Source organism: Salinibacterium sp. G-O1 (assembly GCF_030063305.1).
Classification (GTDB): Bacteria; Actinomycetota; Actinomycetes; order Actinomycetales; family Microbacteriaceae; genus Rhodoglobus.
In genome coordinates this window covers 500,217-525,651 of the sequence record NZ_JASISV010000002.1, presented here as the reverse complement: position 1 = coordinate 525,651, position 25,435 = coordinate 500,217, and the positions used below count along the sequence as shown (strand labels likewise).

25 protein-coding genes are annotated in these 25,435 nt (G+C 63.8%); 13 read left to right on the top strand and 12 right to left on the bottom strand.

Annotated elements, in window-relative coordinates; translation table 11 throughout:
- Positions 1-10: 10 nt before the first annotated feature.
- The 8 genes from QMG83_RS08915 to QMG83_RS08880 all read right to left on the bottom strand — a co-directional run bounded on the left by QMG83_RS08915 (position 11) and on the right by QMG83_RS08880 (position 9,683).
- Positions 11-1,213, bottom strand: coding sequence for an MFS transporter (locus QMG83_RS08915; RefSeq protein ID WP_283505017.1), 1,203 nt, complete (start codon positions 1,211-1,213; stop codon positions 11-13).
- The gene (locus tag QMG83_RS08910) at positions 1,214-1,858 is read right to left on the bottom strand and encodes a DUF624 domain-containing protein (RefSeq protein ID WP_283505016.1); all 645 of its coding nucleotides are present in this window, start codon (positions 1,856-1,858) and stop codon (positions 1,214-1,216) included.
- Positions 1,855-3,822 (bottom strand): DUF4962 domain-containing protein, encoded by a 1,968-nt coding sequence (locus QMG83_RS08905; protein WP_283505015.1) that lies wholly within the window; start codon positions 3,820-3,822, stop codon positions 1,855-1,857. The genes QMG83_RS08910 and QMG83_RS08905 overlap by 4 nt, the downstream gene beginning before the upstream one ends.
- Complete coding sequence (locus QMG83_RS08900) at positions 3,819-5,615, bottom strand: heparinase II/III domain-containing protein (protein WP_283505014.1); 1,797 nt, start codon at positions 5,613-5,615, stop codon at positions 3,819-3,821. The genes QMG83_RS08905 and QMG83_RS08900 overlap by 4 nt, the downstream gene beginning before the upstream one ends.
- Positions 5,612-6,376 (bottom strand): SDR family NAD(P)-dependent oxidoreductase, encoded by a 765-nt coding sequence (locus QMG83_RS08895; RefSeq protein ID WP_283505013.1) that lies wholly within the window; start codon positions 6,374-6,376, stop codon positions 5,612-5,614. The genes QMG83_RS08900 and QMG83_RS08895 overlap by 4 nt, the downstream gene beginning before the upstream one ends.
- Before the next feature lie 38 nt (positions 6,377-6,414).
- Entirely contained in the window at positions 6,415-7,350 is a 936-nt protein-coding gene (locus tag QMG83_RS08890; RefSeq protein ID WP_283505012.1) for a carbohydrate ABC transporter permease, read from the bottom strand.
- A 2-nt stretch (positions 7,351-7,352) separates the two neighbouring features.
- Positions 7,353-8,180 (bottom strand): carbohydrate ABC transporter permease, encoded by an 828-nt coding sequence (locus tag QMG83_RS08885; RefSeq protein ID WP_283505011.1) that lies wholly within the window; start codon positions 8,178-8,180, stop codon positions 7,353-7,355.
- A 204-nt stretch (positions 8,181-8,384) separates the two neighbouring features.
- A complete protein-coding gene (locus tag QMG83_RS08880; RefSeq protein WP_283505010.1) occupies positions 8,385-9,683 on the bottom strand; it encodes an ABC transporter substrate-binding protein in 1,299 nt (432 codons plus the stop codon).
- A 262-nt stretch (positions 9,684-9,945) separates the two neighbouring features.
- On the opposite strand from QMG83_RS08880, the gene QMG83_RS08875 reads away from it, so the two are divergent.
- From QMG83_RS08875 to QMG83_RS08860, 4 genes are all read left to right on the top strand, one after another.
- Entirely contained in the window at positions 9,946-11,037 is a 1,092-nt protein-coding gene (locus QMG83_RS08875) for a LacI family DNA-binding transcriptional regulator (RefSeq protein ID WP_283505009.1), read from the top strand.
- Between the two features lie 29 nt (positions 11,038-11,066).
- Positions 11,067-12,044 carry a sugar kinase gene (locus QMG83_RS08870; RefSeq protein WP_283505008.1) on the top strand — a complete coding sequence of 326 codons (978 nt, stop codon included), beginning with the start codon at positions 11,067-11,069 and terminating at the stop codon, positions 12,042-12,044.
- Between the two features lie 48 nt (positions 12,045-12,092).
- A complete protein-coding gene (locus QMG83_RS08865; RefSeq protein WP_283505007.1) occupies positions 12,093-12,290 on the top strand; it encodes a three-helix bundle dimerization domain-containing protein in 198 nt (65 codons plus the stop codon).
- A gap of 87 nt (positions 12,291-12,377) precedes the next feature.
- Positions 12,378-12,713 (top strand): hypothetical protein, encoded by a 336-nt coding sequence (locus QMG83_RS08860; RefSeq protein WP_283505006.1) that lies wholly within the window; start codon positions 12,378-12,380, stop codon positions 12,711-12,713.
- Here QMG83_RS08860 and QMG83_RS08855 read toward each other — a convergent pair.
- Complete coding sequence (locus QMG83_RS08855) at positions 12,708-13,295, bottom strand: hypothetical protein (RefSeq protein ID WP_283505005.1); 588 nt, start codon at positions 13,293-13,295, stop codon at positions 12,708-12,710. The genes QMG83_RS08860 and QMG83_RS08855 overlap by 6 nt on opposite strands.
- A gap of 109 nt (positions 13,296-13,404) precedes the next feature.
- On the opposite strand from QMG83_RS08855, the gene QMG83_RS08850 reads away from it, so the two are divergent.
- Positions 13,405-13,716, top strand: coding sequence for a DUF7882 family protein (locus QMG83_RS08850; protein WP_283505004.1), 312 nt, complete (start codon positions 13,405-13,407; stop codon positions 13,714-13,716).
- A 16-nt stretch (positions 13,717-13,732) separates the two neighbouring features.
- Here the strand turns inward: QMG83_RS08850 and QMG83_RS08845 are convergent, their stop codons facing one another.
- Entirely contained in the window at positions 13,733-13,924 is a 192-nt protein-coding gene (locus QMG83_RS08845; RefSeq protein ID WP_283505003.1) for a PLDc N-terminal domain-containing protein, read from the bottom strand.
- A 21-nt stretch (positions 13,925-13,945) separates the two neighbouring features.
- Here QMG83_RS08845 and QMG83_RS08840 point away from each other — a divergent pair, with 21 nt between their 5' ends.
- A complete protein-coding gene (locus QMG83_RS08840; RefSeq protein WP_283505002.1) occupies positions 13,946-14,770 on the top strand; it encodes a DUF1684 domain-containing protein in 825 nt (274 codons plus the stop codon).
- Positions 14,771-14,778: 8 nt separating this feature from the next.
- Here the strand turns inward: QMG83_RS08840 and QMG83_RS08835 are convergent, their stop codons facing one another.
- Positions 14,779-16,242 carry an XRE family transcriptional regulator gene (locus tag QMG83_RS08835; protein ID WP_283505001.1) on the bottom strand — a complete coding sequence of 488 codons (1,464 nt, stop codon included), beginning with the start codon at positions 16,240-16,242 and terminating at the stop codon, positions 14,779-14,781.
- A 133-nt stretch (positions 16,243-16,375) separates the two neighbouring features.
- Here QMG83_RS08835 and aceA point away from each other — a divergent pair, with 133 nt between their 5' ends.
- The 7 genes from aceA to QMG83_RS08800 all read left to right on the top strand — a co-directional run bounded on the left by aceA (position 16,376) and on the right by QMG83_RS08800 (position 23,977).
- The gene (aceA, locus tag QMG83_RS08830) at positions 16,376-17,683 is read left to right on the top strand and encodes an isocitrate lyase (protein ID WP_283505000.1); all 1,308 of its coding nucleotides are present in this window, start codon (positions 16,376-16,378) and stop codon (positions 17,681-17,683) included.
- A gap of 41 nt (positions 17,684-17,724) precedes the next feature.
- Entirely contained in the window at positions 17,725-19,332 is a 1,608-nt protein-coding gene (gene aceB, locus QMG83_RS08825) for a malate synthase A (protein WP_502949019.1), read from the top strand.
- A 98-nt stretch (positions 19,333-19,430) separates the two neighbouring features.
- Positions 19,431-20,768, top strand: coding sequence for an HNH endonuclease signature motif containing protein (locus QMG83_RS08820; RefSeq protein WP_283504999.1), 1,338 nt, complete (start codon positions 19,431-19,433; stop codon positions 20,766-20,768).
- Between the two features lie 87 nt (positions 20,769-20,855).
- Positions 20,856-22,523, top strand: a complete 1,668-nt coding sequence (locus tag QMG83_RS08815) for a bifunctional 3'-5' exonuclease/DNA polymerase (RefSeq protein WP_283504998.1) — start codon at positions 20,856-20,858, stop codon at positions 22,521-22,523.
- Positions 22,524-22,547: 24 nt separating this feature from the next.
- A complete protein-coding gene (locus QMG83_RS08810; RefSeq protein WP_283504997.1) occupies positions 22,548-23,096 on the top strand; it encodes a PadR family transcriptional regulator in 549 nt (182 codons plus the stop codon).
- Positions 23,097-23,277: 181 nt separating this feature from the next.
- The gene (locus QMG83_RS08805) at positions 23,278-23,781 is read left to right on the top strand and encodes a DUF3145 domain-containing protein (RefSeq protein ID WP_283504996.1); all 504 of its coding nucleotides are present in this window, start codon (positions 23,278-23,280) and stop codon (positions 23,779-23,781) included.
- 37 nt (positions 23,782-23,818) lie between these two features.
- The gene (locus QMG83_RS08800) at positions 23,819-23,977 is read left to right on the top strand and encodes a hypothetical protein (protein WP_283504995.1); all 159 of its coding nucleotides are present in this window, start codon (positions 23,819-23,821) and stop codon (positions 23,975-23,977) included.
- Positions 23,978-24,162: 185 nt separating this feature from the next.
- Here QMG83_RS08800 and QMG83_RS08795 read toward each other — a convergent pair whose 3' ends face one another.
- Positions 24,163-25,398, bottom strand: coding sequence for a beta-ketoacyl-[acyl-carrier-protein] synthase family protein (locus QMG83_RS08795; RefSeq protein WP_283504994.1), 1,236 nt, complete (start codon positions 25,396-25,398; stop codon positions 24,163-24,165).
- Positions 25,399-25,435 lie beyond the last annotated feature (37 nt).

Sequence of the window (25,435 nt, the reverse complement as noted above, 5' to 3'; positions counted from 1 at the left end):
TCGCGATGGTTCAGTCGCTCGGTTCCGGAGTGCCCGACGTCTGCCGTGGTCCGAAGACCACGAAGAGTGCCGCGACGATGAGCGCCCACAGGGGGAATGCCAGCCAAATGTACGCGGCGCCGGCGTTGCCAGAATCAGCGATCGCATAGAGAACCCCGGCTGAGGTGCTGCCAGCAGCCCCGCCGATGGCGGTTGCGAGACCCTGCACCCCGAAATAGCTCGCGACCGCACCGGGAGGCGCAAACCGGGAGACCGTGGCGTTGAGCACAGGCTGGGCCAGCATCTGTCCGATGATGAAGACGGCAACACCGATCAGCATCGTGGTGAGGGATGACGACAGGCCCATGAGCGCAACCCCGGCGCCCAGACACACGGCGGCCCCCGCCAGCGTGACGCGCGTCGGCAGGAACCGGTTGGCCGCTCCGGTGAGAGGCAGCATCGTGACTACCATCACCACCGCCGCACCCGAGTAGATCAGGCCGAGTTCGGACGGGCCCGAGATGAACTGAGCGGCCCGGAACGGGATCACCAGATAGAACTGGGCGATCAACACGGCCGTACCCGCGACCAGTGCGCAGTAGCGAAGAAAAGCCACATCCGCAAAGGCCACCCGCAAGCGTGGGGGTGTGCCTGAGTGCTCGAAGTCACCCGTCCGTGGCAGGCCGATGGCGCTGATGATGAACGCGAGCACGAACATCGCTGCCGCCGAGAGGCTGACGAGCGCGAAATCGGCGCCCGCCAGAAACCCGCCAACGATGGGCCCGACGACAAAACCGACGTTGCTGACAACCTCGCGCGTTGAATAGACCCGCACGCGATCGGTACCCGTCGTCAGCGCCGCGTAGGCCGCGTAGCTTGCCGGATGAAACAGGGCGCCGCCGAGCCCGGTGAGCACTGACGCCACGGCGAGCAGCGGTATCGATTCAGCGGTGCCGAGGAGAGCGAAACCCAGGGCGCGAATGAGCACCCCGATGAGGATCGCGCGGCGAAAGTTGATGCGGTCGGCCACCCAGCCGGCAATCGGCATGAGCCCGTTCTGGGATGCGGTGCGCACGGCGGTCAGCAGTGCGACAACCGCAATTGTGAGGGTCAGGTCTTGAAGGAAGTGATACGCGAGCAGGGGCACCAGCATGTAAAAGCCGACCGCCATCGTGAAGGTGTCGCCATAGAGAACCTTCAGCGCGAAAGACCCGCTCGACCGTTTCGCCGCCACCTAATCCTGCTCGGTGTTGACCGGCGGTCGCGGGCCCCAGCACCGCACACCCACATAAACGGGAACCGCAACAGCAGCAAAAGGAGCCAGCGTCGGTAGCAGCACGCACGTCACCACTACTACCACCACGGTCAGAAGCACGAGAAGCGAGCGACGCGGTGAGCCCAGCATGAGAACGATCGCCTCCCGAATCCACGTCGATGCATTCGCTTCGGTGTTGAGCGTTGCGGCGGCCGTGATGGCCACGGTGTAGACGCAAGCAAGGGCGGAGAGCGGAAGCACCGCCGCGCTGAACAACAGCGCGAGGGATCCGCCGGGCTGCGAGAGCTGGAATGACAGGAACAGCCCGTCAGCGACCATGATCCCAAAAACCACGACGGCCACGACACCGAGCCCCAGCGTTCGCCGCCAGGTCCGCGCGAACTCGCGGAACGTGTTTGTGAATACCTTGTCATCGCCCTGTGCCGTCCAGCTGGCGAACGCCCGGGCAAGCGCGATCGCTGCTGGCAGCGCCGTGATCACGCCGAGCGACAGCACCAGAACAGCCACCGACCCCAGGATGATGTTTCCCGGATAGGTGAGCGCACCCAGCAGCGTACGCTCCCACCGGGGAACCCGCCTGGTGCCGCTCTTAGGCTGTCTCATCGCTGTGTGCTCGTGCTCCCCTGAAAGCCGTCGCCGCTGACATCCGCCCCAGACAGTTGCGGAGCGTCGCCGTCATATCCCAACGATACGGATTCGACCAGGCCGTCGCGCTCGATTTTCACGACGACACCCGAGTCTGTCGCGTCGCAGCTGATCGTCGCTGGTGCTGTGTCGTCCCACCGGCGCGACTCGAGCACCGTCACAAAGCGCGCCGATTCGACTGGTTCGCTGACCCGCTTGAGCGTGTGCTGAGCCTTGCTGATCGCCAGGGTCGGCGTCGACGAGGTGGGGTTAGCGTGCACGAACGTGGTGACAATCTCGCTCGTGGGGTTGCCGTCGAGGGCCGCGATGGGCATCACGCCATGTCCAGCTTCCGCGAGCCAGCGGTCGGCACCCAGCTGCGTTGGAGCGTTGTCCATCTGCAGCAGCCAGGTCCAGGTTCGGGGTTGCGTGGCGGTGAGGTCGTCGACGATCACGAGACTGCCGCCCGGAGTCAGCACGAGGTGTCGGCGAACCCGGGTAACTCCGAGAGCACGGTCATACATTGCCGACGATTCGCTCACGGCGTGCGTCCAGCCGCCCTGCAGCGTGGTGGTCAGGATCTCCGCCGTGAACTCCTCGGCCAGCTCCTCGAACACGTGGTAGCGGTCTTCGTTCACGAAACCGTTGCCGTCGATGAGGATCGCGTTGTGGTGCTCAGTGAGCTTGCGCGACGAATAGCCTTCATCGATCGCCAGGTAGGAACCATGTCCGATGAAGACGAAGGTGCCAGAGTCGGGATGATGGTGGCCGGCGTTCAGGGTCACCCAACCGTTCTCCTTGCGCTGCTGGTGGGACTGGTTCCATGCCTTGTGTCCGCCGCCGGGTGATGCCTTGAACGAGACGAGGCTCGCCTGGTCATCCCACGAGGTGCGTCCGACCACGAGACCAAGGTCGGCGAAGTACCGGCTCGGTTCGAGGGTCTCGGGGCCCGCCGGCTCGACCGAAGGATCGAACCACAGCAGCTCCTGATATGCCTCGGGCCTGACACCGGGGCGAACACCGCTCTCGTAGGCCTCGCGCCAGTAGAACTCCGTCGACACCTTGTCGGCCAGCCACTGCGCCTGAGGGATGCGGTATTCGGCGGCGAGCTTGTAGTAGAGAGCGACGGAATGCCCGCTGCGGCGGTCGTGGCAATCGCCGTGGTCGACGATCCGCTCCATGTCGGGGGCGGCCTGGTAGAGGCGGTACCAGAAGGTTTCCTTCAGGTAGGTTCCGCGGTTGAACCAGTCGATGCCCTCCTGGTCGCGAAGCACATCGAGGTAGCTCGCGATCCACGGCACTCCGTAGCGCCAGTAGACGACGCCCTCGTTGTTGGATCCGTCGTCGGGCAGCGCATCCAACACCTTCGCGAAGTTGTCTTTCGCGCGTTCAGTCCAAAGCCGCGCCTCCGGGTACTTCTCCTGCAGCGCATAACCCGCGGTGGCGAGACCGGCGTAGCAAATCCAGTTGTGGTTCTGCCAGTACGACGACGACCACCACCCGCCCTCGGTCTCGACGGCGAACTTGTACAGACGCTGGCCCTGGAGCAGCAGCTTGTCTTCGAGGGCCTGCCGAACATCCGTGGGAAGCGCATCGCCAGCCCACGAGTAGGCCAGCGACAGCCCGTGCAGGATCCAGCCGGCGTCGAGGTCGTGGTCGGGCAGGTTGGCCTTGCCCCAATGCGGAAACGACAGCGGCGGCGCGAGCCAGCGCAGCAGCTCGTCGAGGTAGGCCTGCTGTCCGGTGAGGCGGTAGGCGAGCGCCAGGTTGGCCGAACCCGGCCCAAAATAGGTGATGGATGCCAGCGGATGCTCCTGCGGCAGTTCCATGCCCTTCGCGCGCTCGCACTCTTCAAGCAGACGCCGGAACTGGGCGCTGCGAGGCCCGTCGAGCTCAGCCTTGAGACTGCTTTCTCGCGTGCCGAACAACATGGGGGTGGTCACAGTGTTACCTCTATTCGGGAAATTTCCTGGTCTGAAATGCTGATGTCGATCACGACGCTGGCGTCCGAGAAGGTCGCATGAGCGCTGTCGATGCTGAGCTGGGGATCGAAGGAATACACGCTCACAAAAGTGGCCTCTGACGCGGTTGCAGCCCAGTTGCCGATGTGTTGAGGCCGGCTGGGGTCGTCGGACGGACCTCGGCCCGACGACAATTCGAGAGTTGCGTCGCCCGAAGCCCAATGCGCCCCGGTGAGCGAGGTGGTGCCGGGGGAGTCCCACGTCGACCGCCATCGGTCGCCCTCGTGCACGACGCTGAAATCGACGGCGGGTCGTAGCCCGAGAGAGATCGAGCGCGCAACATCGTGATCACTGGTGACGTGCACCACATCCACCAGGAAACCGTCGCTGAGCTGAACCGTTCGACTCAGCCGCACCCCGTCGATGGCTGTCGTCGTCACTGCAGACACACGCGACGCTGCGGCGTCCCACGACGTAACGTCGGCTGTCGCCTCCAGCTGGTCAGCACCATCGACACGAACTGTTGGATGCGCCACGGTGCGGGCGTAGTACGAGTGGCGTAAAGCGTGACCGTACGGCGGAACCGCCGGGGCTGGTTGCCACTTCGCCCCATCGCCGTACAGGTACAGCGACAACTTATCGAAGTGTCCGTGCGCACCACCGTGCGGTCCGGCGTCGAGCACGGCGTGCATCCGGTTGCCCGGGTCACGTAACACCACATAGCCAGCGTCTTCGAAATAGCGCGAACCTGCCACCGCGGGCACGCTGGCGACGGGTGCTCCGGTGAACCAACCGTCGAGCATCGATTCGAGACCGTCGTGGTTGACGCCAAGGCGCTCCACCACCCAGGCTTTCACCGTCTCAAGACCGGTGGCGGCGAAGAACTGCGCAGCCAGTGTGCAGATTTCCAGCACCTCGCGGTGCATCGCCTCGCGGTCGAACGGGCCATCGTGCAGCGCCGGCAGGAATCCATCCGGGGCTGCGATCGAAATCAGAACGTCAATCATGGAGCGCAGAACACCGGATGTCTCGACAGGCACCGCCTGCGGGTCGAGACCGCGCAACCCCAGCAGATAGGCCCGCAACACGAACACGTGATAGTACGTGGATGCCTCCCACTCCCAGCCATCCGGCCGGACTGCAATCTGCATGTGCTCATAGATTGCCGTCTCGAGATGGGCCGCTGGCGGCTCACCGCCGAGGGTGTGCGTGGCCAGGGCAACCAACCGTGCCGCCGCGTCAAGCCAGGCCGTGTAGTTGCTGCGCTGGTCGGAACGGTCGTCGACCAGGATGCGCCGCGACTCGGTGAGGGTCTCCGCGAGTCCAGCCAGCATCCGTGCGAGGCTGGCTGATTCCTGCAGCTCAGGCAGGGGACCGAGCGCGATCACGGCATCCGCGATGCCGACGGCCCATTGCGCCTCAGAGAGAGCCTGAGCGAAAAGTTTGCCTCGCAGCATCCAGGATTCGCTCTGTGAGCTCCAACCATCAGCCGAGATCGCGTCGTACAGTTCGGCGTAGTCGACAAGCAGCGTGACAGCGCGCTCCCGGTCGTTGGCGCTGCCGTTCAGGCGGTAGCTGTGCGCTGCAACGCGGGTGGCCCGAGCGAGAGCCTGATGTTCCAGCGCCAGCCAGGCTGCCTCCACCTTCTCGCCCGTCAGCCGGCACCCATAAGAACAGAGATATTCGTCGCCGTCCCGAGCACCCAACTCGATCCCGTGCGTGTCGCACACATAGTCGTGCCACCACCCACCCGGCCGCTGCGGCACCACGCTCATCGGAAGTTGAGTCCTCCGTTGATGTCAACGACCTGGCCGGTGACATACGACGCCAGATCGGAGGCGAGGAAGAGCGCGACGTCAGCGACGTCGTCGGCAGTTCCGGCGCGACCGAGAGGGATGCCCGAGATGATGTTCTTCTGGGCTTCGCTCGGCGTGAAGGTGTCGTGAAAAGGAGTCGACGCGATGAAGCCCGGTGCGACGGCGTTCACCGTGATCTTCTTGCCGGCGATCTCTTTCGCGAGTGCCCTGGTGAACCCGACCACTGCCGCCTTCGACGTGGCGTACACGACGGAGCCTGCGCCGCCGCCGTTTTCGGCAGCGAGCGACGCCATCGTGATGACGCGACCGTTGGAGGATTCGGCGAGCGCTGCAAGGGCCTGCCGTGTCGTGAAGAAGGTGCTCGCCATGTTCACATTCATGATCTCGTTGTAGCGCTCGTCCGTGGTCTCGGTGAGCGGCGCACGTCCTACGAGGTGCCCGGCGTTATTGACGAGGATGTCCAACCCGCCCAGAAACTCGACAGCGGAATCCACCAGACGTGTTGCCTCGGCAGAGTCCGTGAGGTCTGCCTGAACCGCGAGGGAACGAGTGCCGCCCGCTTCGATCTGCTCCTTGACTGAGGTCGCGCCGCCTTCGCTGTGTGCGTAGTGCACAACAACGTCGGCACCCGCCTTGGCCAGGGCTAAAGCGATCGCCGCGCCGATTCCTGCTCCCGCGCCTGTGACCAGTGCGCGCCGTCCGGTGAGGTCAATGCTCATTTTTATCTACCGTGCCTATCTGTTAGTTGGTGTGTGGGCTACTTGATGCCGGCGTTGGTGAAGCCCTGAATGAAGTACTTCTGGGCGAAGATGAACAGCAGCACCATGGGTACGGTGGCCATCGTCGTTCCGGCCATGAGGTACTGCCATTGCGTGTTGTCGAGCTGCTGGAACACCGCCAAACCGACCTGGATCACTCGCAAATCCGCGCTGGTAGTGACCAGCAGAGGCCAGAGGAAGTTGTTCCAACTGTCCTGGAACGTCAGCAGGCCGACCGTAGCGATTGCCGGCTTGATCAGGGGAGTGTAGATCTGCGCATAGATGCGGAACTCTCCGAGGCCGTCGAGTCGAGCGGCCTCCTCGAGGTCTTTCGGTAGCGACAGGTAGAACTGACGGAACAGGAAGATTGCGGATGCGCTCAGCCCTCCGGGGATGATCAGCGCCCACCAGCTGTTCAACCAGCCGATACCGCCCTGGCCGAAGATGTCATTGCCACCGAACAGCGGCATGAACTTCACCAGCAGGAACTGCGGAACGATCTTCGTGTAGGTGGGGATCATCAGCATCGCGACGAAAGCGAGGAAGATCGCTTCACGGCCGCGGAAGTAGACCCTGGCCAGTGCGTAACCCGCCAGCGAGCCGAGCGCGATCGTGATGATCGTGTGGGTCGACGCGATGATGAGGCTGTTGCGGAAGTAGGTCCCGAACGGAGCGGCATCCAGCGTCGCCGCGTAGTTGCTGAACATCCACTCCTGCGGAAGCACGGTCGGTGGGAACTGCGCGAGCTCCGCCGGGGACTTGAGGCTCGTGAGCACCATCCAGACGAAGGGCACGAGCATGGTGACGGCACCGATGGTCAGCAGGACGTTGATCAGTGCGGCCTGGCGCCCAGTCGCGTGGTGGTACCAGCGCTTGGGGCCTTTTCGCGTTGCCGGGCTGGCAATCGCAGCGGCCCGAACAGTGTTGACGGTCATCACTAGTCCTCTTCCTTGGTGGCACGTCGGCTGATGAGGGTGACAAACAGGAGGAATGCGAACAGCACGACCGACTGGGCCGCGGCCATTCCCATTCGGAACTCCTGGAATGCCGAGCGGTAGACCTCGTAGGTCATCATCGTGGTGGCGTTTGCGGGGCCACCGTCGGTGAGCACGTAGATCTGGTCGAACACCTGGAACGCTCCGATGATCGAGATGATGAACACGAAGAAGGTGGCGGGTTTTAGCATCGGAACCGTGATGCTGAAGAACTTGCGGATGGAGGAAGCTCCGTCGAGCGACGCCGCCTCGTAGAGGGATTCATCGATGTTCTGCAGTGCCGCGATGTAGATGAGCATCTTGATGCCGATGCCCTGCCACGCGCCGACCAGGATGACCGAGGGGAGCGCCCAGGTGGGATCAACCAGCCACGCCTGTCCGGGAAGTCCGATTGACTCGAGTGCCGCGTTCAGCAGCCCGTACTGCGGGTTGAAGATCCAGAGCCACACCATCGCGATGGCGACGGTCGCGGTGACTTGTGGCACGAAGAACGCGGTGCGGTAGAACTTCTGCATCTTGAGGCCCTGGTTCAGCAGCACCGCGACGACCACGGCGACCGCCATCGCCACAGGCACCGTCCAGAACGTGTACCAGATGGTGTTCCAGATCGACTGAACGAACACCGGATCCTGGAACATCTCGATGTAGTTATCGAGCCAGATCCAGTTCGGCGCATCAAAGATGTTGTAATCGGTAAAGGAAAGGTAGAAGGTCGCGAGGACGGGGATGGCCGTCCACAGGCCGACGTGGATCACGGATGGCGTGATCATGAGCCAACCGGCGCGGCGCCTTCTCTTTTCAGCGATGCTGATGTGGCCGGCCCGTTTCGGCAGCTTCTTCACGGACATCCCTGTCGGTGGAGCGCTGTCGCTCTGCACCGGGTGTCGATCTGTAGTGGTCATCACGCCCTCGTGTTTTCTCAGTGGCTTAGGGGGAGGTGCCCGGGTGCACGCTGCACCCGGGCACTATCGGTGCTAGCGGTCTATCGCTGACTGAACAAGCCCGGCGAGATCATCGAGAGCCTTCTCCGGCGTCGACTGTCCCAGAAGAGCGGACTGTACTGCTGGCGCGACATCTCCTCGCACCTCGAGCCACTTGGCCGGCCCACCCTCGCGCTTCGCGACATCCAGGTTCTCCATGGCGAACTGCACAAAGCGGTTCGACTGCACATAGTCAGAGTCGAGCAATTCGGTGAGAGCAGGCACGTTTCCGCGCTGTTCGTTCGCTGCCAGCGCTGCCTCTGGGCTCGAGAGGAATTCGAGTAGCGCGCGGGCCGCCTGCGGACTCTTCGAGTTCTTGGCCACCGTGGCGAGAGTGCCACCGAAGAACATTCCGGGAGCTTCACCCTGAATGAGGAACGGCTCAAGGTTGTCAATCACGGTGGGGTCGGCGGCGAGCGTCTGGCTCCACAGGTTGTTGTGAGCGATTCCCATCGCTGCTCGACCGTTGATGAGTGGATTGACAATGTCGTCTGTCGACGTGAATCCAATGTCTTCGACCTTGTACTTGTTTATGAGGTCTGACATGAGTCCCAGCGCAGCGACGCCCTCCGGGCCGTTGAAGGTCGGTTCGGTGTCGTCGTCATTGAAGATGTCGCCACCCGCCGAGAAGAGCATGGTTTCGAACGCCTGACGTGCGTCGAGCGACAGCATGTCAAAGCCGGCCCGCTCGAGCTTGCCGCTGGACGACCGCACCGTGGTCGCCTCGGCGATCTCGATGAGTTCCTCCCATGACGATGGAGGGCTGTCGTAGCCAGCCTCCTTGAGGATGTCCATCCGCGCCACACCGAAGCGCGTGTCGAGCATGATCGGCACAGCGTAAACCTTGCCGTCCCACGTGCCGGCATCGACGATGGCGTCTGTGTACTTCTCCTTGAGTGAGCTTTCGCTCAGTCCGAGCTCGCCGAGGTCGGCGAGAACGTTCTTGGAGGCAAAGCCTTCAACCCAGCCAACGCCCATCAGCATCACGTCGGGCACGAGGCCGGACACGACGGCAGTGGTGAGCTTTTCGTTGAGGTTGCCGTAGGTCGTGTAATCCACGTTGACCTTGACGTTGGGGTATTCCTCGTAAAACTTGGGGAGGAGCTCGTCTTCGAGCAGATCCTGGCCCGGGCTGCCTTCGAAGATCGGGGTAAGGAGGCTGATCTCTCCGGATACTTCGTCTGGATCGAGTGGTGTGTCTGAGCCTCCTGCGGAACAGGCGACCAGACCCAGCCCCATCAGGGCGACCATTGCTACCGACGCGGTGCGGCGCATTCGTGACTTCACTTCCATGTGCATGTCCTCTCAATATGAGAACGAGCGTCGACTGCTGCGCATCGACCTCGTCGTCTCAGTTCAGTGTTGACCGATGAGCGGAGTCTCGCCGTCGTCGGTGTAACGATGCACTGACACTAGACGAGTCTGTCCGCGAGAGTCAAGAGCAGTCAACAGAATTAGTGACGTGCACTGCACGACGTCAGCAATTTCCTTGTGTTGAACCAATAAATCGTTACACTAAAACGAGCACCAACGGATCATCGCCAAAGGAGGCAACGTGGCACGAGTGACTATTCAGGACGTAGCCCAAGCGGCAAATGTCTCGCCCAGCTCGGTCTCCAACTTTCTCAATGACCGCCAGGACCGTATGGTCGCGGCAACCCGCGACCGCATCGAGGCAGCCATAGCCGAGCTCGGATACCGGCCAAACCGGGCTGCGCGGCAACTTCGCAACGGCAAGAGCCAGACCGTCGGACTTGTTGTGCCGTCGGTAGGCAACCCTTTCTGGGGTGCATTCGCCCACGAGGTGGAGATTGCCGCCCTCGCTCTGGGCTGCAGCGTCCTGCTCTGCAACAGCGAGCGCGATCCCGATCGTGAGCGCCGGTACGTCGAAGAGCTCTGGGAGGACGGGGTGCGAAGCATCATTCTCTGCACCTCGCTGCCATCGCTCGACCACGTGAGCCACGTGATCTCGGAGGGGCTCCGCCTCGTCACCTTCGACCGGCCGGCCCAGCCACACGACCCCGAATCAGTAGTCAGCATCAGTGTCGACAACAATGTGGGTGGTCACGTCGCGACCACACACCTGCTCGAGCTGGGTCACACCAATATCGCCTTCGTCTCTGGATCGATCCGTTCGGTCAACCGATCAGCGCGCTACCGCGGGTACTGCGACGCCATCGAGGCGGCAGGATTGAATGTCGCTGACATGCCGCATTGGGCGGGCCTCGAGGCCGACCAGTTTGGCGACGTCGAGGCATCCGAACTGGGTCGCGCTGCCGCACTTGAGCTCTTTGCGGATCGGGCGACGGCGCCGACAGCGGTCGTCGCGATTAACGACATGACCGCTTTGGGGTTCTGTCGTGGCCTGCGAGACATGGGTCTCAAGGTGGGGCAGGACGTGTCCGTCATCGGTTTCGACGACATCATCCTGGCTGATCTGTACGATCCGCCACTGACGACTGTCCGCCAGCCGATCACGCGCATGGCGCAGCTCGCCGTCAGCGAAGCTGTCGAACGAGGTTCGAGTGAGTCGACCGATCCGGGCAGCTCGGTGCTCTTGCGACCCGAGCTGGTTGTGCGGGAATCGACGGCGCTGTATGCCAACACGATCAGTGACTCGTTCCTGCACGTTCCCGCCACCCCGTAGCCGGGTCCTTCCGACAGTTTGGAGAGAGCATGTCCCCGCATCTGAATGATTCCGAGCGCCGCGTCGGCACCGTGGTCACGATCGGCGAGACAATGCTGCGGTTCTCGGCGTCACGCATCGGAAGTCTCGCGCACTCCGCCACAGCGGACATCGGCATGGGGGGAGCGGAAAGCAACGTTGCGATCGGGCTGGCCAGGCTGGGAGTTCCCACAACCTGGACAAGTCGGCTTGGAGCGGACGCCGGCGGCGACTTCATCGTCCGTGAGCTTCAGTCCGAGGGGGTGACGGTTCAGGCTTCTCGCGTTTCCACGGCTCCCACCGGGCTGATGATCAAGGAGCGACGAACGCCGGGAACGACGAACGTTGTGTACTACAGGGCGGGCAGTGCAGCATCCGGCATGTCGCCCGGCGACCTCGATCCCGCGGTGATCGCGGGCGCACGACTGCTGCACCTCACCGGAATCACGCCTGCCCTCTCGCCATCGTGCCGGGAGTTGACGCTCGCGGCGATTGCGATGGCGCGCGCGGCAGGCGTGCCCGTGTCGTTCGATCTCAATTTTCGAAGCAGGCTCTGGTCGGCTGCAGACGCCGCGAGCTTTTATCGTGAGATCCTGCCGTCGGTGGATATCGTGTTTGCCGGCGAGGACGAGGCCAAGATTGTCACTGAGACCGGCGATGATGCCGAGGTGCTTGCGCGCCAACTGGCAGAATTCGGCTCACCAACTATCGTATTGAAGCGCGGCGCGGCTGGCGCAATAGCGCTCACGGCAGACGACGTTGTGTCATGCGACGCAGTCTCAATCTCTCCCGTCGACACCGTGGGGGCGGGCGATGGATTCGTGGCTGGATATCTCGCCGAGCACCTCTCGGGAGGCACGCCCGAGCAATGTCTTGCGGTAGCCGTTGTGGCGGGCGCCTTCGCGTGCCTCTCCGACGGGGACTGGGAGGGTGCGCCCCGCCGGTCGGAGCTCGCGCTGCTGACGGCACTGGACCCAGTCTCTCGATAGGCATTCACGCCGTATGCGCGTTCAGCCGATCGTGTAACACTGGTGGGCATGACATCAGATTTCGACGCAGACGAGGTCGCACGGCAGGTTACGGCTCGAATGCACGAGCGATTTCCGCAGGCCAGCGCGAGCCACGTGGAGTCGATTGTGCGCGAAGAGGTTGCGGCCCTCGCCGATAAACCGGTGCACGACTACGTGGCAGTGCTCGCCGAGCGCGCGGCGAAGAAGCGCCTCAAGCGCGACTGAGCGGCTCGCTCATACCCCGTGCGAGCCGTTTTGGCTAGCTTTTCGAGGGGGATTGCATCCCGGCCCCGGCGGCCCAAGAGTGAGCATATGAAACGAATCCTCTACTCAAGCGGGTCGGTTCTCACCGGGGACGAGATCGCTCACTCGGTGGCGTTGTACGCCACCGCCCTGGCGCGGGCGGGCCAGGCCAATACGGTTAGCCTGCCGGTGATCCAGGACGGCGTTCCTGGCATGGTCGAAATCGTGATCGGGCCAGCGAGCCAGCTCATCGTCGAGGATGCGGGGGACGAGTTCGACGCAGAGTTCGACGCCGGCCCCTATCTGGAGCGGCTCGCGGAGAGCCGCCGGGAGCTCGAGAACCCGCCTGCAATCCAGCCTGAGTCAACGGGCGACACGGATTCCTTATCGCTGGATGATCTATAGGGTCGCAGGCGCACGGCTCTTCTCGGGCCGGATCGCCTGCGGTGGTGAGCCCAGCCGATCTTTGTCCGGTCCGTGTGTGATCAGCTGCGGCGGGTCTTCCAGGATGGCCAAGTCCGCAAGCTCGAGCGTGGGAAAGTATCCAATGAGCCGGCGATCCGCGGAGACGGGCGCCCAGCTGACCGCCCTGAAGAACGGTGGATGACCGGCATCCGCCTGCATGCGTCGGATGATCGCCTTCGGACGGCTCGCGCTGTTGCGCATCACCACCCACTCGCTGTCGTTGATGCTGATGGGTGGCCACGGCCATGCCGCCATGCTGGAGTGCTCCTTCGGTGTCGTCGTTTTCATTCGTACCGACCAGTCCCAGAGCCGGTCGCACGCGGTCTCAAGCACCCAGGCGTATCCGACCACCGCTTCGACCCCGGTTGCCGGGTTCGGCCTTGTAAGGGAACGGAACGCTGGTCTGTGGGCGACGCGTCCGTACTCAATGCGCCCAATCGGGATGCCACGGTGAACCAGCCGCCACTCGCTGCGCCCCGGCGCCCGCTCGAGGTGATCGCTCGGCCGCCAGTGGTGCGTCATGAATAGAACATATGTTCGAATATGGGCCAGCGTCAAGTTTGCACGATGGATCTTGTCGGTTAATTGATAGGGTTCCGTGCATACGGGTACCAATCAGAGGAGGGCAATCGTGGGAACGCTGTATTACGGAGACTCTCGGTTCGCCATCCCGGTGGAGGATCGCACGCTATCGCACCTCAAAGTGGTGATGATCAATAAGCTCCGTCGCGGCGAATCCTTCTCGTTCTCGTGGGCGAAGTCGAGCGCCGAAGGTCACGGTCGATCGACCATCTGGATCGCTCCGTCGTTGCCGCTGCACTTCGACTTTGAGGGAAGCAAAGCCCCTGTTCTCAATCGTCGGTGGCTGGAAGAGTTATCGCTCGTGGCCAGCAGCGGCAGCGGATTAGTGATCCTGGACGAGCCCGACGACGGGAATGTTTGAGGCGAAGGCGAGCTTGCTATCTGGAGACGCGACCGCGCCCGAATAGCAGCCACAGGATCGACCCGAGCACAGACAAGAAGAATGCGACGAGGATCCAGATGAATTTTCCGAAGGCGCCGTGGTTCGGGTTATTCACGATGGAGACCGTAGTGATGATGAAAATGATGAGACCAACGATGCCGCTGACGCTGATAGTGACCGGATCCATCGGGCCAGCATAATGGAGACCATGACTGACTCGACTGCCCCTTCGGCAGAAGCCCGCCTCGCCACCTTCCGATCCCGTCGCGAGGAGTCGGTGGTACAGCCCAAGGGCAGCCTCGCACTCGTGAACACTCAATGGATCGACTCCGAGCAGACGATCTGGGGCGTGCCCGGCACCTGGGCGCCGGCCGACGGTGGGCTTCGCGTCACCGCTGCCGCATCCGAGAACATCGTCGTCGACGGCGTCGTCGTTGACGGCGAGACGCTCGTGCGCGGCAAGGACCAGACCGACCCGAGCGACGTCGTCTTCAGCGACACGGTCACGGGCTTCGTCATCGCGAGCGATGAGGGGGCATACGCGTTGCGCGTGTGGGATTCAGCGTCAGAGGGCATTCAGGAGTTCGGGAGCATCGACGGCTACCCATACAACCCCGAGTGGGTGATCACGGCAACGTTCACCGAGAACCCCGCCGGCACCACCATGGGCTTCGAGCACCTGAAGGACACCGGCAAGACCAAGGAGCAGGTCATCCCCGGTGCCATCTCGTTCATCAAGGACGGCGTCGACTACAACCTGGTCGCCTTTAAATCGGGACGCGCCCTGCAGCTGGTCTTCGCCGATGCCACCAACGGTGCCGACACCTACAGTGTTGGTCGGTTCCTGTTCCTCGCCCCAAACCCTGACGGCACGATCACCCTCGACTTCAACCTCGCTGTGCTGCCGCCGTGCGCCTTCAGCTACAACTTCAACTGCCCGATGCCTCCGAAGCAGAACCGGTTCGCTGTCGCGATCGAGGCGGGCGAGAAGAACGTGCTGAAGAAGGATGGATCGCTGCTTCACGAGATCTAGTGCGTGGATCAGCCGTCGTGGTGCTCCAGAAACTCGAACACCTCGGTCGAGTCGACCCCCGGGTACATTCCGGTCGGCATAGCCGCAAGCAGTGAGCTGTTGAGCCGGGCGCTGGGCAGAGAGAACTTCTCCCAGCGGCTCGCCAGCGACTCGGGTGCTCGGCGACAGCACGAATCGTCTGGACACGTCGAGGTCGCGCGATTGGCGGTGTCGCGGCCGCGGAACCACTTGGCCGTGGCAAAGGGGGTGCCGACGCTCACCGAGAAGTGGCCCTGGCTGCTCGTCTGGATGCGCGAGGTGCACCAGTAGGTTCCGCCGGGCTTGTCCGTGTACTGGTGGTACGGGCTGAACCGATCGGAGACGTCGAAGACGCGGCGGGCACTCCAGTAGCGGCAGACGAGCTGGCCCTCGACGGCACCCAGGGCATCCGTCGGGAAGGCGGCGCTGTCGTTCTCGTAGGCCTTCGAGATGGTGCCGCTTTCGTGCACCTTAAGAAAATGCACTGGTACGCCGAGGTGCTCGGTGGCGAGGTTCGTGAACCGGTGTGCGGCCGTTTCGTAGCTGACCGCGAACGTGTCGCGCAGATCTTCGACGGAGAGCTCCCGCTTTGATTTTGCCGCCAGCAGAAATTCCACCGCGGTGTGCTCGGGCACCATGAGGGCAGCCGCGAGGTAGTTGGTTTCAACCCGTTGCCGCAGGAAGTCCGCATAGTCCTTGGGCTCGCCGACACCCAGCACATGGCAGGCAAGCGCCTGCAGCAGGGTGGATCGGGGGTCTGCGCCGTCACTTTGCCCCACAGGAAGGTAGATCCTGCCGTTGCGCAGATCGGTCACGCTCCGGGTGGAGCCGGGCAGGTCGGGAACGAAATGCAACGAGAACCCGAGGTGGTTCGCGAGGTCGGAGGCGACGCGTTGCGACAGTGGTCCACCGGCATGGCCCACGGCATCCAACAGCCCCTTTGCTGTCGTCTCCAGCTCGCCGAAGTAGTTGTTGCGCTTTCTCATGGTCTTGCGCAGTTCGGTGTTGGCCCGGCGTGCCTCCTCCGGAGTCGCCGCCCGTTCCCGGTGCAGCCGCTGCAGCTCATCGTGCAGCGCAAGGATGGTCTCGATCGCCTCGTCGCTGAGCGACTTGCGGACCGGCAGGCTCGGCAGCGGCAGGCTGGCGTAGAGCGGCCCGCGCTGCGCGCGCTCCAGCGCGATCTCCAGTGCTGCCCGCCGGGATGGTGCCTCGGGCCTAAGCAGCTCGTCGACGGTGACCTCGAGGATTCTCGCCAGCTTCTGCAGCTCGCTGAGCTTCAGCTCGCGCTTGCCGTTCTCGATGACGGACACCTGCGAGGCGGCGCGCCCGAGCTCGGCACCGAGGTGATCGAGGGTAAGCCCACGTTCGGTGCGGAGTTGGCGGATGCGACGGCCGACGGTGAGGGAATCGAGCATGTCTTCATCGTGGGCCCGGTTCGGGATGCTCGGTGTCATGTGGTGGCCCTCCGCTGCGCCGTTCTTCCGGGAACCAGAAGAATCCCACTTATTCTGCCTCATAACTTGGAGAAGAACCACTGTGGAGGCCTCAGAGTCGATTCAAGGCAGCACCGACCAAGGAGTTTTCATCATGACAAGCGAAGCGAACAGCACCCGTCCCGGCGACCAGACACAGACCGCCGCCCAGCTCGAGACCGAGTGGAAGACGGATGCACGCTGGAACGGTATCGAGCGCGAGTACACCGCCGATGACGTCATCGCGTTGCGGGGCAGCGTGCGGGAAGATCGCACCCTCGCCCGTCGTGGTGCCGAGAACCTCTGGAACCTGATCCATTCTGAGGAATGGGTTCCCGCACTCGGAGCGCTCACCGGCAACCAGGCCGTGCAGCAGGTGCGCGCCGGCCTGAAAGCCATCTACCTCAGCGGATGGCAGGTCGCCGCCGATGCAAACCTGTCCGGCCACACCTACCCCGACCAGAGCCTCTACCCGGCCAACAGCGTGCCCGCTGTGGTGCGCCGCATCAACAACGCGCTGCTCCGAGCCGACCAGATCGAGGTTGCCGAAGACGGCGCACCGCGTACCGACTGGCTTGCACCGATCGTCGCCGACGCCGAGGCCGGCTTCGGGGGCCCGCTGAACGCCTACGAACTCATGTCGTCCATGATCGAGGCTGGCGCGGCCGGCGTGCACTGGGAAGACCAGCTCGCCTCCGAGAAGAAGTGCGGTCATATGGGCGGGAAGGTGCTCATCCCGACCGCTCAGCACATTCGCACGCTCAACGCCGCTCGCCTCGCAGCGGACGTCGCCGGGGTGTCGACGCTGGTCATCGCGCGAACCGACTCGTTGGCGGCCGACCTGATCACCAGCGACATCGACGACCGCGACAAGCAGTTCCTCACCGGCGAGCGCACCACGGAGGGCTTCTTCCGCACCACTCCCGGCATCGAGACAGTGCTGGCGCGGGGACATGCATACGCGCCGTACGCCGACCTGCTGTGGGTGGAGAGTTCGGAGCCCGACCTCGAGCTGGCGCGCACGTTTGCCGAAAGCATCCACAAGGAGTTTCCTGGCAAGAAGCTGGCGTACAACTGCTCGCCGTCGTTCAACTGGAAGAGCCACCTCGACGACGCGCAGATCGCCACCTTCCAGCGCGAGCTTGCCGCCATGGGCTACGCGTTCCAGTTCATCACTCTTGCCGGATTCCACGCCCTCAACCACTCGATGTACACGCTGGCTCGCGACTACTCGCAGCGCCACATGAGCGCGTACGTCGAACTGCAGGAGGCAGAGTTTGCGTCCGAAACGGATGGATACACGGCCACGCGCCATCAGCGCGAGGTCGGAACGGGGTACTTCGATCGCATCGCGACCGCACTCAACCCCACGAGCGAAACGCTCGCCCTGGTCGGTAGCACCGAAACCGCCCAGTTCCACTAAATCCAACCACTATCCGCTCACATACTTTTAGGGACACGATCATGAACCGCATGGAGATCACCGCTGACTCGGGCGACCGATTCTACGAAATACTGACACCGGAAGCACTGAACTTCCTCACCAGGCTGCACGACCAGTTCGCTGGTCGCAGGCACGACAGGCTGGCTGCCCGGATGGAGTCGCGCAAGCACATCAGCAATGGGCGCAACCTGCGCTTCCTGCCAGAGACGGCAGCCGTTCGCGAGGAACCGACCTGGCGCGTTGCCGGTGCCGGCCCTGGACTCGAGGATCGCCGCGTGGAGATCACGGGGCCGACCGATCGCAAGATGACAGTCAATGCCATGAACTCCGGCGCGAAGGTGTGGCTGGCAGACCAGGAAGATGCCACCAGCCCCACCTGGGACAACGTGATCGGTGGCCAGATCAGCCTCCACGACGCCATTCGCCGCCAGATCGATTTCACCAGCTCTGAGGGCAAGGAGTACCGGCTGGGGGAGACGACCCCCACGATCGTGATGCGTCCGCGGGGCTGGCACCTCGTTGAGAAGCACCTCAGGTACACCGATCGCGCCGGCCAGCGTTCACCCGCGTCAGGTTCGCTCGTCGACTTCGGGCTGTACTTCTTCCACAACGCGAAAGAGCTCATCGAACGAGGAACCGGCCCGTACTTCTACATCGCCAAGATCGAGAACCACCTCGAAGCACGGCTCTGGGATGACGTTTTCACCTTTGCGGAGAACGCGCTGGGCATCCAGCACGGCACGATCAGGGCGACGATCCTGATCGAGACGATCCCGGCCGCCTTCGAGATGGAAGAGATCCTGTACGAACTGCGCGAACATTGCGCGGGGCTGAACGCCGGCCGGTGGGACTACATCTTCTCGATCATCAAGAACTTCCGTGGGCGCGGGGCAAGCTTCGTGCTGCCGGACCGCGCGGACATCACCATGACTGTTCCGTTCATGCGGGCGTACACCGAGCTGCTGGTTGCGACGTGCCACAAGCGCGGCGCGCACGCCATCGGGGGCATGAGCGCGTTCATCCCGAACCGCCGCGACCCGGAGGTGACGACCAGGGCGCTTGCCGCGGTGACCGCAGACAAGCGGCGCGAGGCAACCGACGGCTTCGACGGCACCTGGGTGGCGCATCCCGACCTCGTGTCGACCGCTCGCGCCGAGTTCGACGCGGTGCTGGGCGATCGCCCCAACCAGGTCGATCGACTCCGCCCCGACGTGCACGTGACGGCCGACGATCTGCTCGACCTGCGCATCGACGGGAAGGTGACGGATGCCGGGGTTGCTTCGAACGTATCCATCGCGGTCAGGTACATCGAGAGCTGGCTGCGTGGAGTTGGTGCCGCGGCGATCGACAACCTGATGGAAGATGCCGCGACAGCCGAGATCAGCCGCAGCCAGCTGTGGCAGTGGATGCACCAGCGGGTGGTGACGGCGGAGGGCACCCTGATCACTCGGGCCATTGTGGAGCGAGAGCTCGAGGCGGTTCTCGACTCCGCGCCGGCCGGCGGCAGGTTTGGCGAGGCGGCCGAGGTGTTCAGGGCCGTGACGCTGGAGGAGGATTTCCCCACCTTCCTGACGCTCACCGCGTACAGCCAGTACCTCGTGGAGAATGCGCAGGCCGTCGCCGCGTAGTATCCAGCGCCACCGATAAGCAGGGCGTGATCCGTTTGGGTCACGCCCTGCTTTGTATTTTCTCGAACATATGTTCGAATGTGTGGTAAGGTATCACTATGACGATCACCACAGTGATCGTGCCGGATCACGTCGAACTCAGTGCGCTTGATGACTCAGCGCTGCTCTCCCTGCAGGGTGAGATTGCGGCGTCCCGGCGCCAGCTTGATGCGGTGAGCGCCAGTATCTCTGCGGAAGTGAGTAGGCGCTCGGCGCTGGAGCTTGGCTATGCGGGTCTTGCTCAGCGTTCGGGCCTGCGCACGCCGGAGGCTCTCGTCCAGCGAGTGGCAGGCGTCACCCGTTCCGAAGCGCGCTCGATGATTCGGGTTGGGTTGGCGCTCGATGGCTCGTCGCCGTGGCTAGATCCGGTGGCCGCTGCCGTGCGAGACGGCAGTATTTCCGTGGCGTCGGCCGACGGCATCGTCGCGGGACTTGGTGTGCCGGGTTCCCAAGTCGCGGCGGACGATCTACTGGACGCTGCCGCTCGACTGGTAGGCGTCGCTTCGCAGACGACGCCAGAGCGAATCGCCGCCGCGGCACGCTCGATGAGAGACGACCTCGATCTGGAAGGGGTGGATGACCGTGAGCGGGTACTGCGCGACAAGAGATTCCTGCGCCTGATTCCGCAACCAGACGGCATGACGAGGATCATCGGCCTGCTCGATCCCGAGTCGGCCGCAGTAGTGGGCGCCGCCGTCGACTCAATCACCTCACCTCGCCGTGGCGGGCCGAGATTCGTGGACCCCACCGAGGTGGCGCGCGCGGAGCGCATCATCGCCGACCCAAGAACGACCGAGCAGATCGCCCTCGACGCGCTGGTCGAGATGGTTGTTCTCGCCGGGGTGGCGGACAAGGGAAAACTGTTCGGTAGTCGCAAGCCCGAGGTTCGCCTGCACGTGTCGCTCGCCGACCTCACCGCGGGCAGCGGGGCGGCACAGCTCGAGGGTCAGACAGCAAACGTGTCCCTCGCGACAGCGCAGCGACTGGCGTGCGCCGGTGGGTACGTTCCCATCCTGTTTCACGAAGGACAACCGCTCGACGTCGGGCGAAATGAACGGCTCTTCACCTGGCGACAGAAGATCGCCCTCGCGGCACGCGACGGCGGATGCATCTTTCCCGGCTGTGATCGACCGCCAAGCTGGTGTGAAGCCCACCACATCGAATTCTGGGGGCGGGACGACGGTCGAACCGACATCGAGCAGGGAGTGCTCCTCTGCAGGCACCACCACATGCTGGCGCACAACAACGGCTGGGAGATATCGCTACGCGACTCGCGTTACTGGATCATCCCACCGCCGTCGATCGATCCCACGCAGACGCCGATCCCCGCCCAGAGCCGGGGGCTCGCCCAAACGAGAGCGCATGCCCAGGTGACGACCTCGACAGGAGCAAGCTGACCGCTCCGGAGGACCGCTTTGCCTGACCGCTCCGCCTGACCGCTCTGCCTGACCGCGGGGGTCGGGGGCTGGGGGCAGACTGGAGTCGTGCACATCGTCCTCGATCGAACCCACGGCGACGTGCGTGCGACGACGGTGAGCGACTCCGACGAAATAGTGCGGGTCGACACCGTTGCCGACCTGGCGGCGTTCGTCGCCGACCGGGAGCGGGAGCATCCACGCTGGGTGTGGGACGACACCTCCCGCTGGTACCCGCAGCTGCTCGCGGCCGGGGTCCGCGTCGACCGGTGCTTCGATCTGCGGTTGTGCCACGCGATCCTGCGCGCCTCGTCGCTCACCGCGGATTCTGATCTGGCCCTCGCAGGCACTGGGCCATGGGACGCGCCGCCGCAGCAGAGTGGTCAGGTTGTCTCCCGACCGTCCCACTCGACCCTGTTCGATCTGGATCAGACTTCGACCCGCAATGAAGGGGCCGATGCTGATGGGGTGGCCGAATTCCAACTGCAGCGCGCAGCGGTGGCGGGCTGCCCCGAGCCCGCGCGCATCGGGCGGCTGCTCGCGGCGGAATCTGCCGGTTCGCTCGTCGCGGCCGAGATGCGGTTCGCCGGTCTTCCGTGGAGCTCTGCGCAGCACGACGCAATCCTCACCGCGTTCCTCGGCCCGCGGCCGGCCGTCGACGGCGCTCGCCCCCAAAAACTTCAGGCCGCACTCGACCTGGTGAGATCTCGACTCGAGGCGCCAGAGCTGAATCCCGACTCGCCTGCAGACTTGATGCGAGCCCTCGGTCTGGCCGGATTGCAAGTGAGCTCGACGAGGTCGTGGGAACTCAGGAAGCTCAAGCATCCCGCGATCGAACCACTGCTGGAATACAAGAAACTCGCACGCCTGCTGGCCTCCAACGGGTGGGTGTGGCGCGACACCTGGGTCGTCAACGACCGTTTTCGCCCCGACTATGTGCCCGGCGGCGCCGCGACAGGGCGCTGGGCCACCAGCGGGGGAGGCGCGCTGCAGTTGCCGCGGCAGATCCGCGCGGCGGTGGTCGCAGACGACGGCTGGAAGTTGGTGGTGGCGGATGCATCGCAGCTCGAGCCGCGCATCCTCGCCGCCATGGCTGGCGACCGCGGAATGATCGAGGCTGGGTCAGCTGGAGACCTCTACGCCGGGATCGTCGCAAGCGGAGCGGTGGAAACACGGGACCAGGCCAAGGTCGCGATGCTCGGCGCCATGTATGGAGCCACCACTGGCGAGAGTGGCAGGCTGATGCCGAAACTCGCTCGCGCGTACCCCAGGGCAATCAGCATGGTGGAAAGTGCGGCACGGGCGGGGGAGCGTGGTGAGGTGGTGACGACCAGGCTGGGCCGAAGCTCCGCACCGGGCAGCTCCAACGGCTCCTGGAGCGAAGGGGTTTCGTCCGCTGATGCCACCCGCGCACGCGAGCGATCGCGAGCGTGGGGACGGTTTACGCGAAACTTCATCGTGCAGGGCACCGCGGCGGAATGGGCGCTGTGCTGGATGGCGAGCATCCGGCGGCGAATGGATGACCTGAACGACCACGGCGTGCTGACCGATGGCCCACACCTGGTCTTCTTCCTTCACGATGAAGTCGTGGTGCACGCTCCTGCTCACCTTGCCGATCGGGTTGCCGCCGAGATCAACGAGGCCGCGGCAGAAGCCGGCAGGCTGCTCTTCGGGGCGCTACCGGCCGAGTTTCCGCTCACCATTGCAATCGTCGATGACTATGGGCAGGCAAAATAGCCCACTGGCATATACCGTGTATGCATGTCGATCCGTCACAGCCTGCTCGCGATCCTCGACCAGGGCGATTGCTACGGCTACCAGCTTCGAGTCGAGTTCGAACGCAGAACAGCGCAGGCTCGTCCGCTGAACGTGGGTCAGGTGTATGCGACTCTCGATCGACTGGAACGCGACGGCCTCGTCGTGAAGCTCGGAGCGAGCACCACGGGGCACGTGTTCTACTCCATCACCGACGAAGGCCGAGCTGAGGTGGCAACGTGGTTCGAGACCGCCGAAGCTGGTGCTGATGTCGATGAGTTGGCACTGAAGCTGGCGTTAGCCCAGTCGCTTCCCGGTGTGGATGCCGCGGCGCTGGTCGATCGCCAGCGCGCTGCGACCGCGCTCGAGGTCGACGCGTTGCGCACCGGCAGCAGCTCGGCCGATCTGGCGCGACAGCTCGTGGATGATGCGCGGATTGCAGCGGCTGAGGCCGTTCTGGGCTGGCTGGCCCGAGCCGAAACCCTGGTGGCCGAGTCGCGTCCGTTCGCTCTCGACGTCGAGCCCCCGCGACGGGGCAGACCCGTTCGTGCCTGAACGGAGTTGAGTTCGGCACAAATTCCCGCCGGGCCGAACTACATGCTTGTATTTCGGCGGGTTTGTCCGCGATAATGACCTCAGTGGATGTGGTTTGCTACACACCACACAATTGAACAGCTGGTCACATACCGTTCCACGGATCGATGGGGAAGTCGCATCCAACCGGAACGGAGTTATCGTGACTGCATCACACGCTCGCGGAGTGCTATTTGTGCACTCTTCGCCACGCGCACTGTGCCCTCACATCGAGTGGGCTGCAGGTCGCGCGCTCGATCGCGCCGTCAACTTCGACTGGGATCAGCAGCCCGTACTCAAGGGCTCGCAGCGCGCTGAGTTCTATTGGGAAGGCCCACGCGGCACCGGGGCACGACTCGCGTCCGCGCTTCGCGGCTGGGAGCACCTGCGTTACGAGGTCACCGAAGACGCAGGCCTCGGCACTGATGGTGGTCGCTGGATGCACACGCCCGATCTCGGAATCTTCTACGCACAGACCGACACCGCAGGCAACATGGTCATTCCCGAGGACCGCGTGCGATACGCGATGGACATCGCCGGCGCCAACGCGACCGAACTCCACCGCGAGCTGAGGCTCGCCCTCGGGCAGGCCTGGGACGAGGAACTCGAAGTATTCCGGCACGCCAGCCAGGACTCGGCTGTTGTCTGGCTCCACAAGGTCGGCTAACACGTTTCACATCAGCGCATCAACGTAAGGAGGCATCATGGACACCCTGCATCGCGAACTTGAAGACCTGATCGGTGAAGTGGCTCCAACATTCATCGACCTCGAACAGCTCGAGCGACTCGTCACAGAAGACGACATGCTTACGTTCGACGGTGAATGCACTCTTCATGATGGTTGCCGACCGATCGCAGCCTGAAGCCAACAAGCCACCCGGCATCGCCCGGATCTGGTAGCTGCGGGAGCGAAGCGGTCGCCGCAACAGCGGAGGTCGCAGTTATCGCATCGTGGTGCACAGAGTCCGGGTGATGAACGGGTTCAACGACAAAACCCTGGACGACCTCACGGTTATCCAGGGTTTTTGTCTGGGTCACGCCCGAGCGATCAGTAGCTGCGGAACGCCGCAACAGCGTTGTGGCCACCGAAGCCGAACGAGTTGCTGATCGCCACAAGATCGCCGTCACCCAGTGCGCGAGGGGATGTCACGACGTCCAGCAGGATTTCTGGATCCTGCTCGGTGAGGTTGATTGTCGGCGGTGCGGTGCGGTGATGCAGGGCCAGGATCGTGAAGATGGCCTCGAGAGCACCTGTGCCGCCGAGAAGATGACCCGTCGCGGCTTTCGTTGCCGACACCGGAATGTTGGCGAGGTGGTCGCCGAAGACCCGCAAAAGCGCGCGGTATTCAGCGATGTCGCCCACCGGGGTGCTCGTGGCGTGAGCGTTGATGTGCCGTACATCTGCTGGAGACGCTCCGGCCTGCTCAAGAGCGCCGAGCATGGCGCGAGCAGCTGCCGAACCCTCCGGGTCTGGAGCGGTGATGTGGAAGGAGTCGCTGGTGACGGCGCCACCGGCCAACTCAGCATAAATACGTGCGCCACGGGCGAGCGCGTGCTCCTCAGTTTCGAGCACGATCGTTGCCGCGCCTTCGCCAAGCACGAATCCGTCGCGACTGATGTCATACGGGCGTGAGGCCGAAGCTGGGTCGTCGTTTCGCTTGGAGAGAGCCTGCATCGAGGCGAAGGCCGCGATGGGCAGTGGATGAACGACCGCTTCGGTACCGCCAGCGATGACCACATCGGCGAGGCCAGCCTGAAGGTGCACGTAGGCGTTGGCGATTGCCTCGGTGCTTGACGCACACGCAGAGACATCGGTGCGGGCATAGGCCCGTGACGGAATGGACATGCTGATCGCGGCCGCCGCCGCGTTGGGCATGAGCATGGGGATGGTCATCGGAAGAACCCGGCGAGGGCCCTTCTCCTTGAGCGTGTCCCACGCATCGAGGAGCGTCCACAGCCCGCCGATACCCGTGGAGTAGTCGACGCCGATGCGAACGGGGTCAACGTCGGGAGAGCCGGCGTCTGCCCAGGCCTCACGCGCGGAGATCAGCGCGAACTGGCTCGAAGGGTCGAGTCGCTTGTATTCGACACGCTCGAGCACTTCCTCCGGTCGCACTTTGGCTTCCGCTGCGAACGTGACGGGGAGCCCATACTGCTCTACCCAGTCATGCTTGAGGCTTCGCGCTCCGGACTCGCCGGCAAGAAGTGCGTCCCACGACTCGCGGGCGGTGCCGCCGAGTGGGGAGGTGGCGCCGATGCCGGTTACAACGATCTTTTTGGTCATTTCACGTTCCTTTTGGAGCGGGCATTGCCAGTGGAAT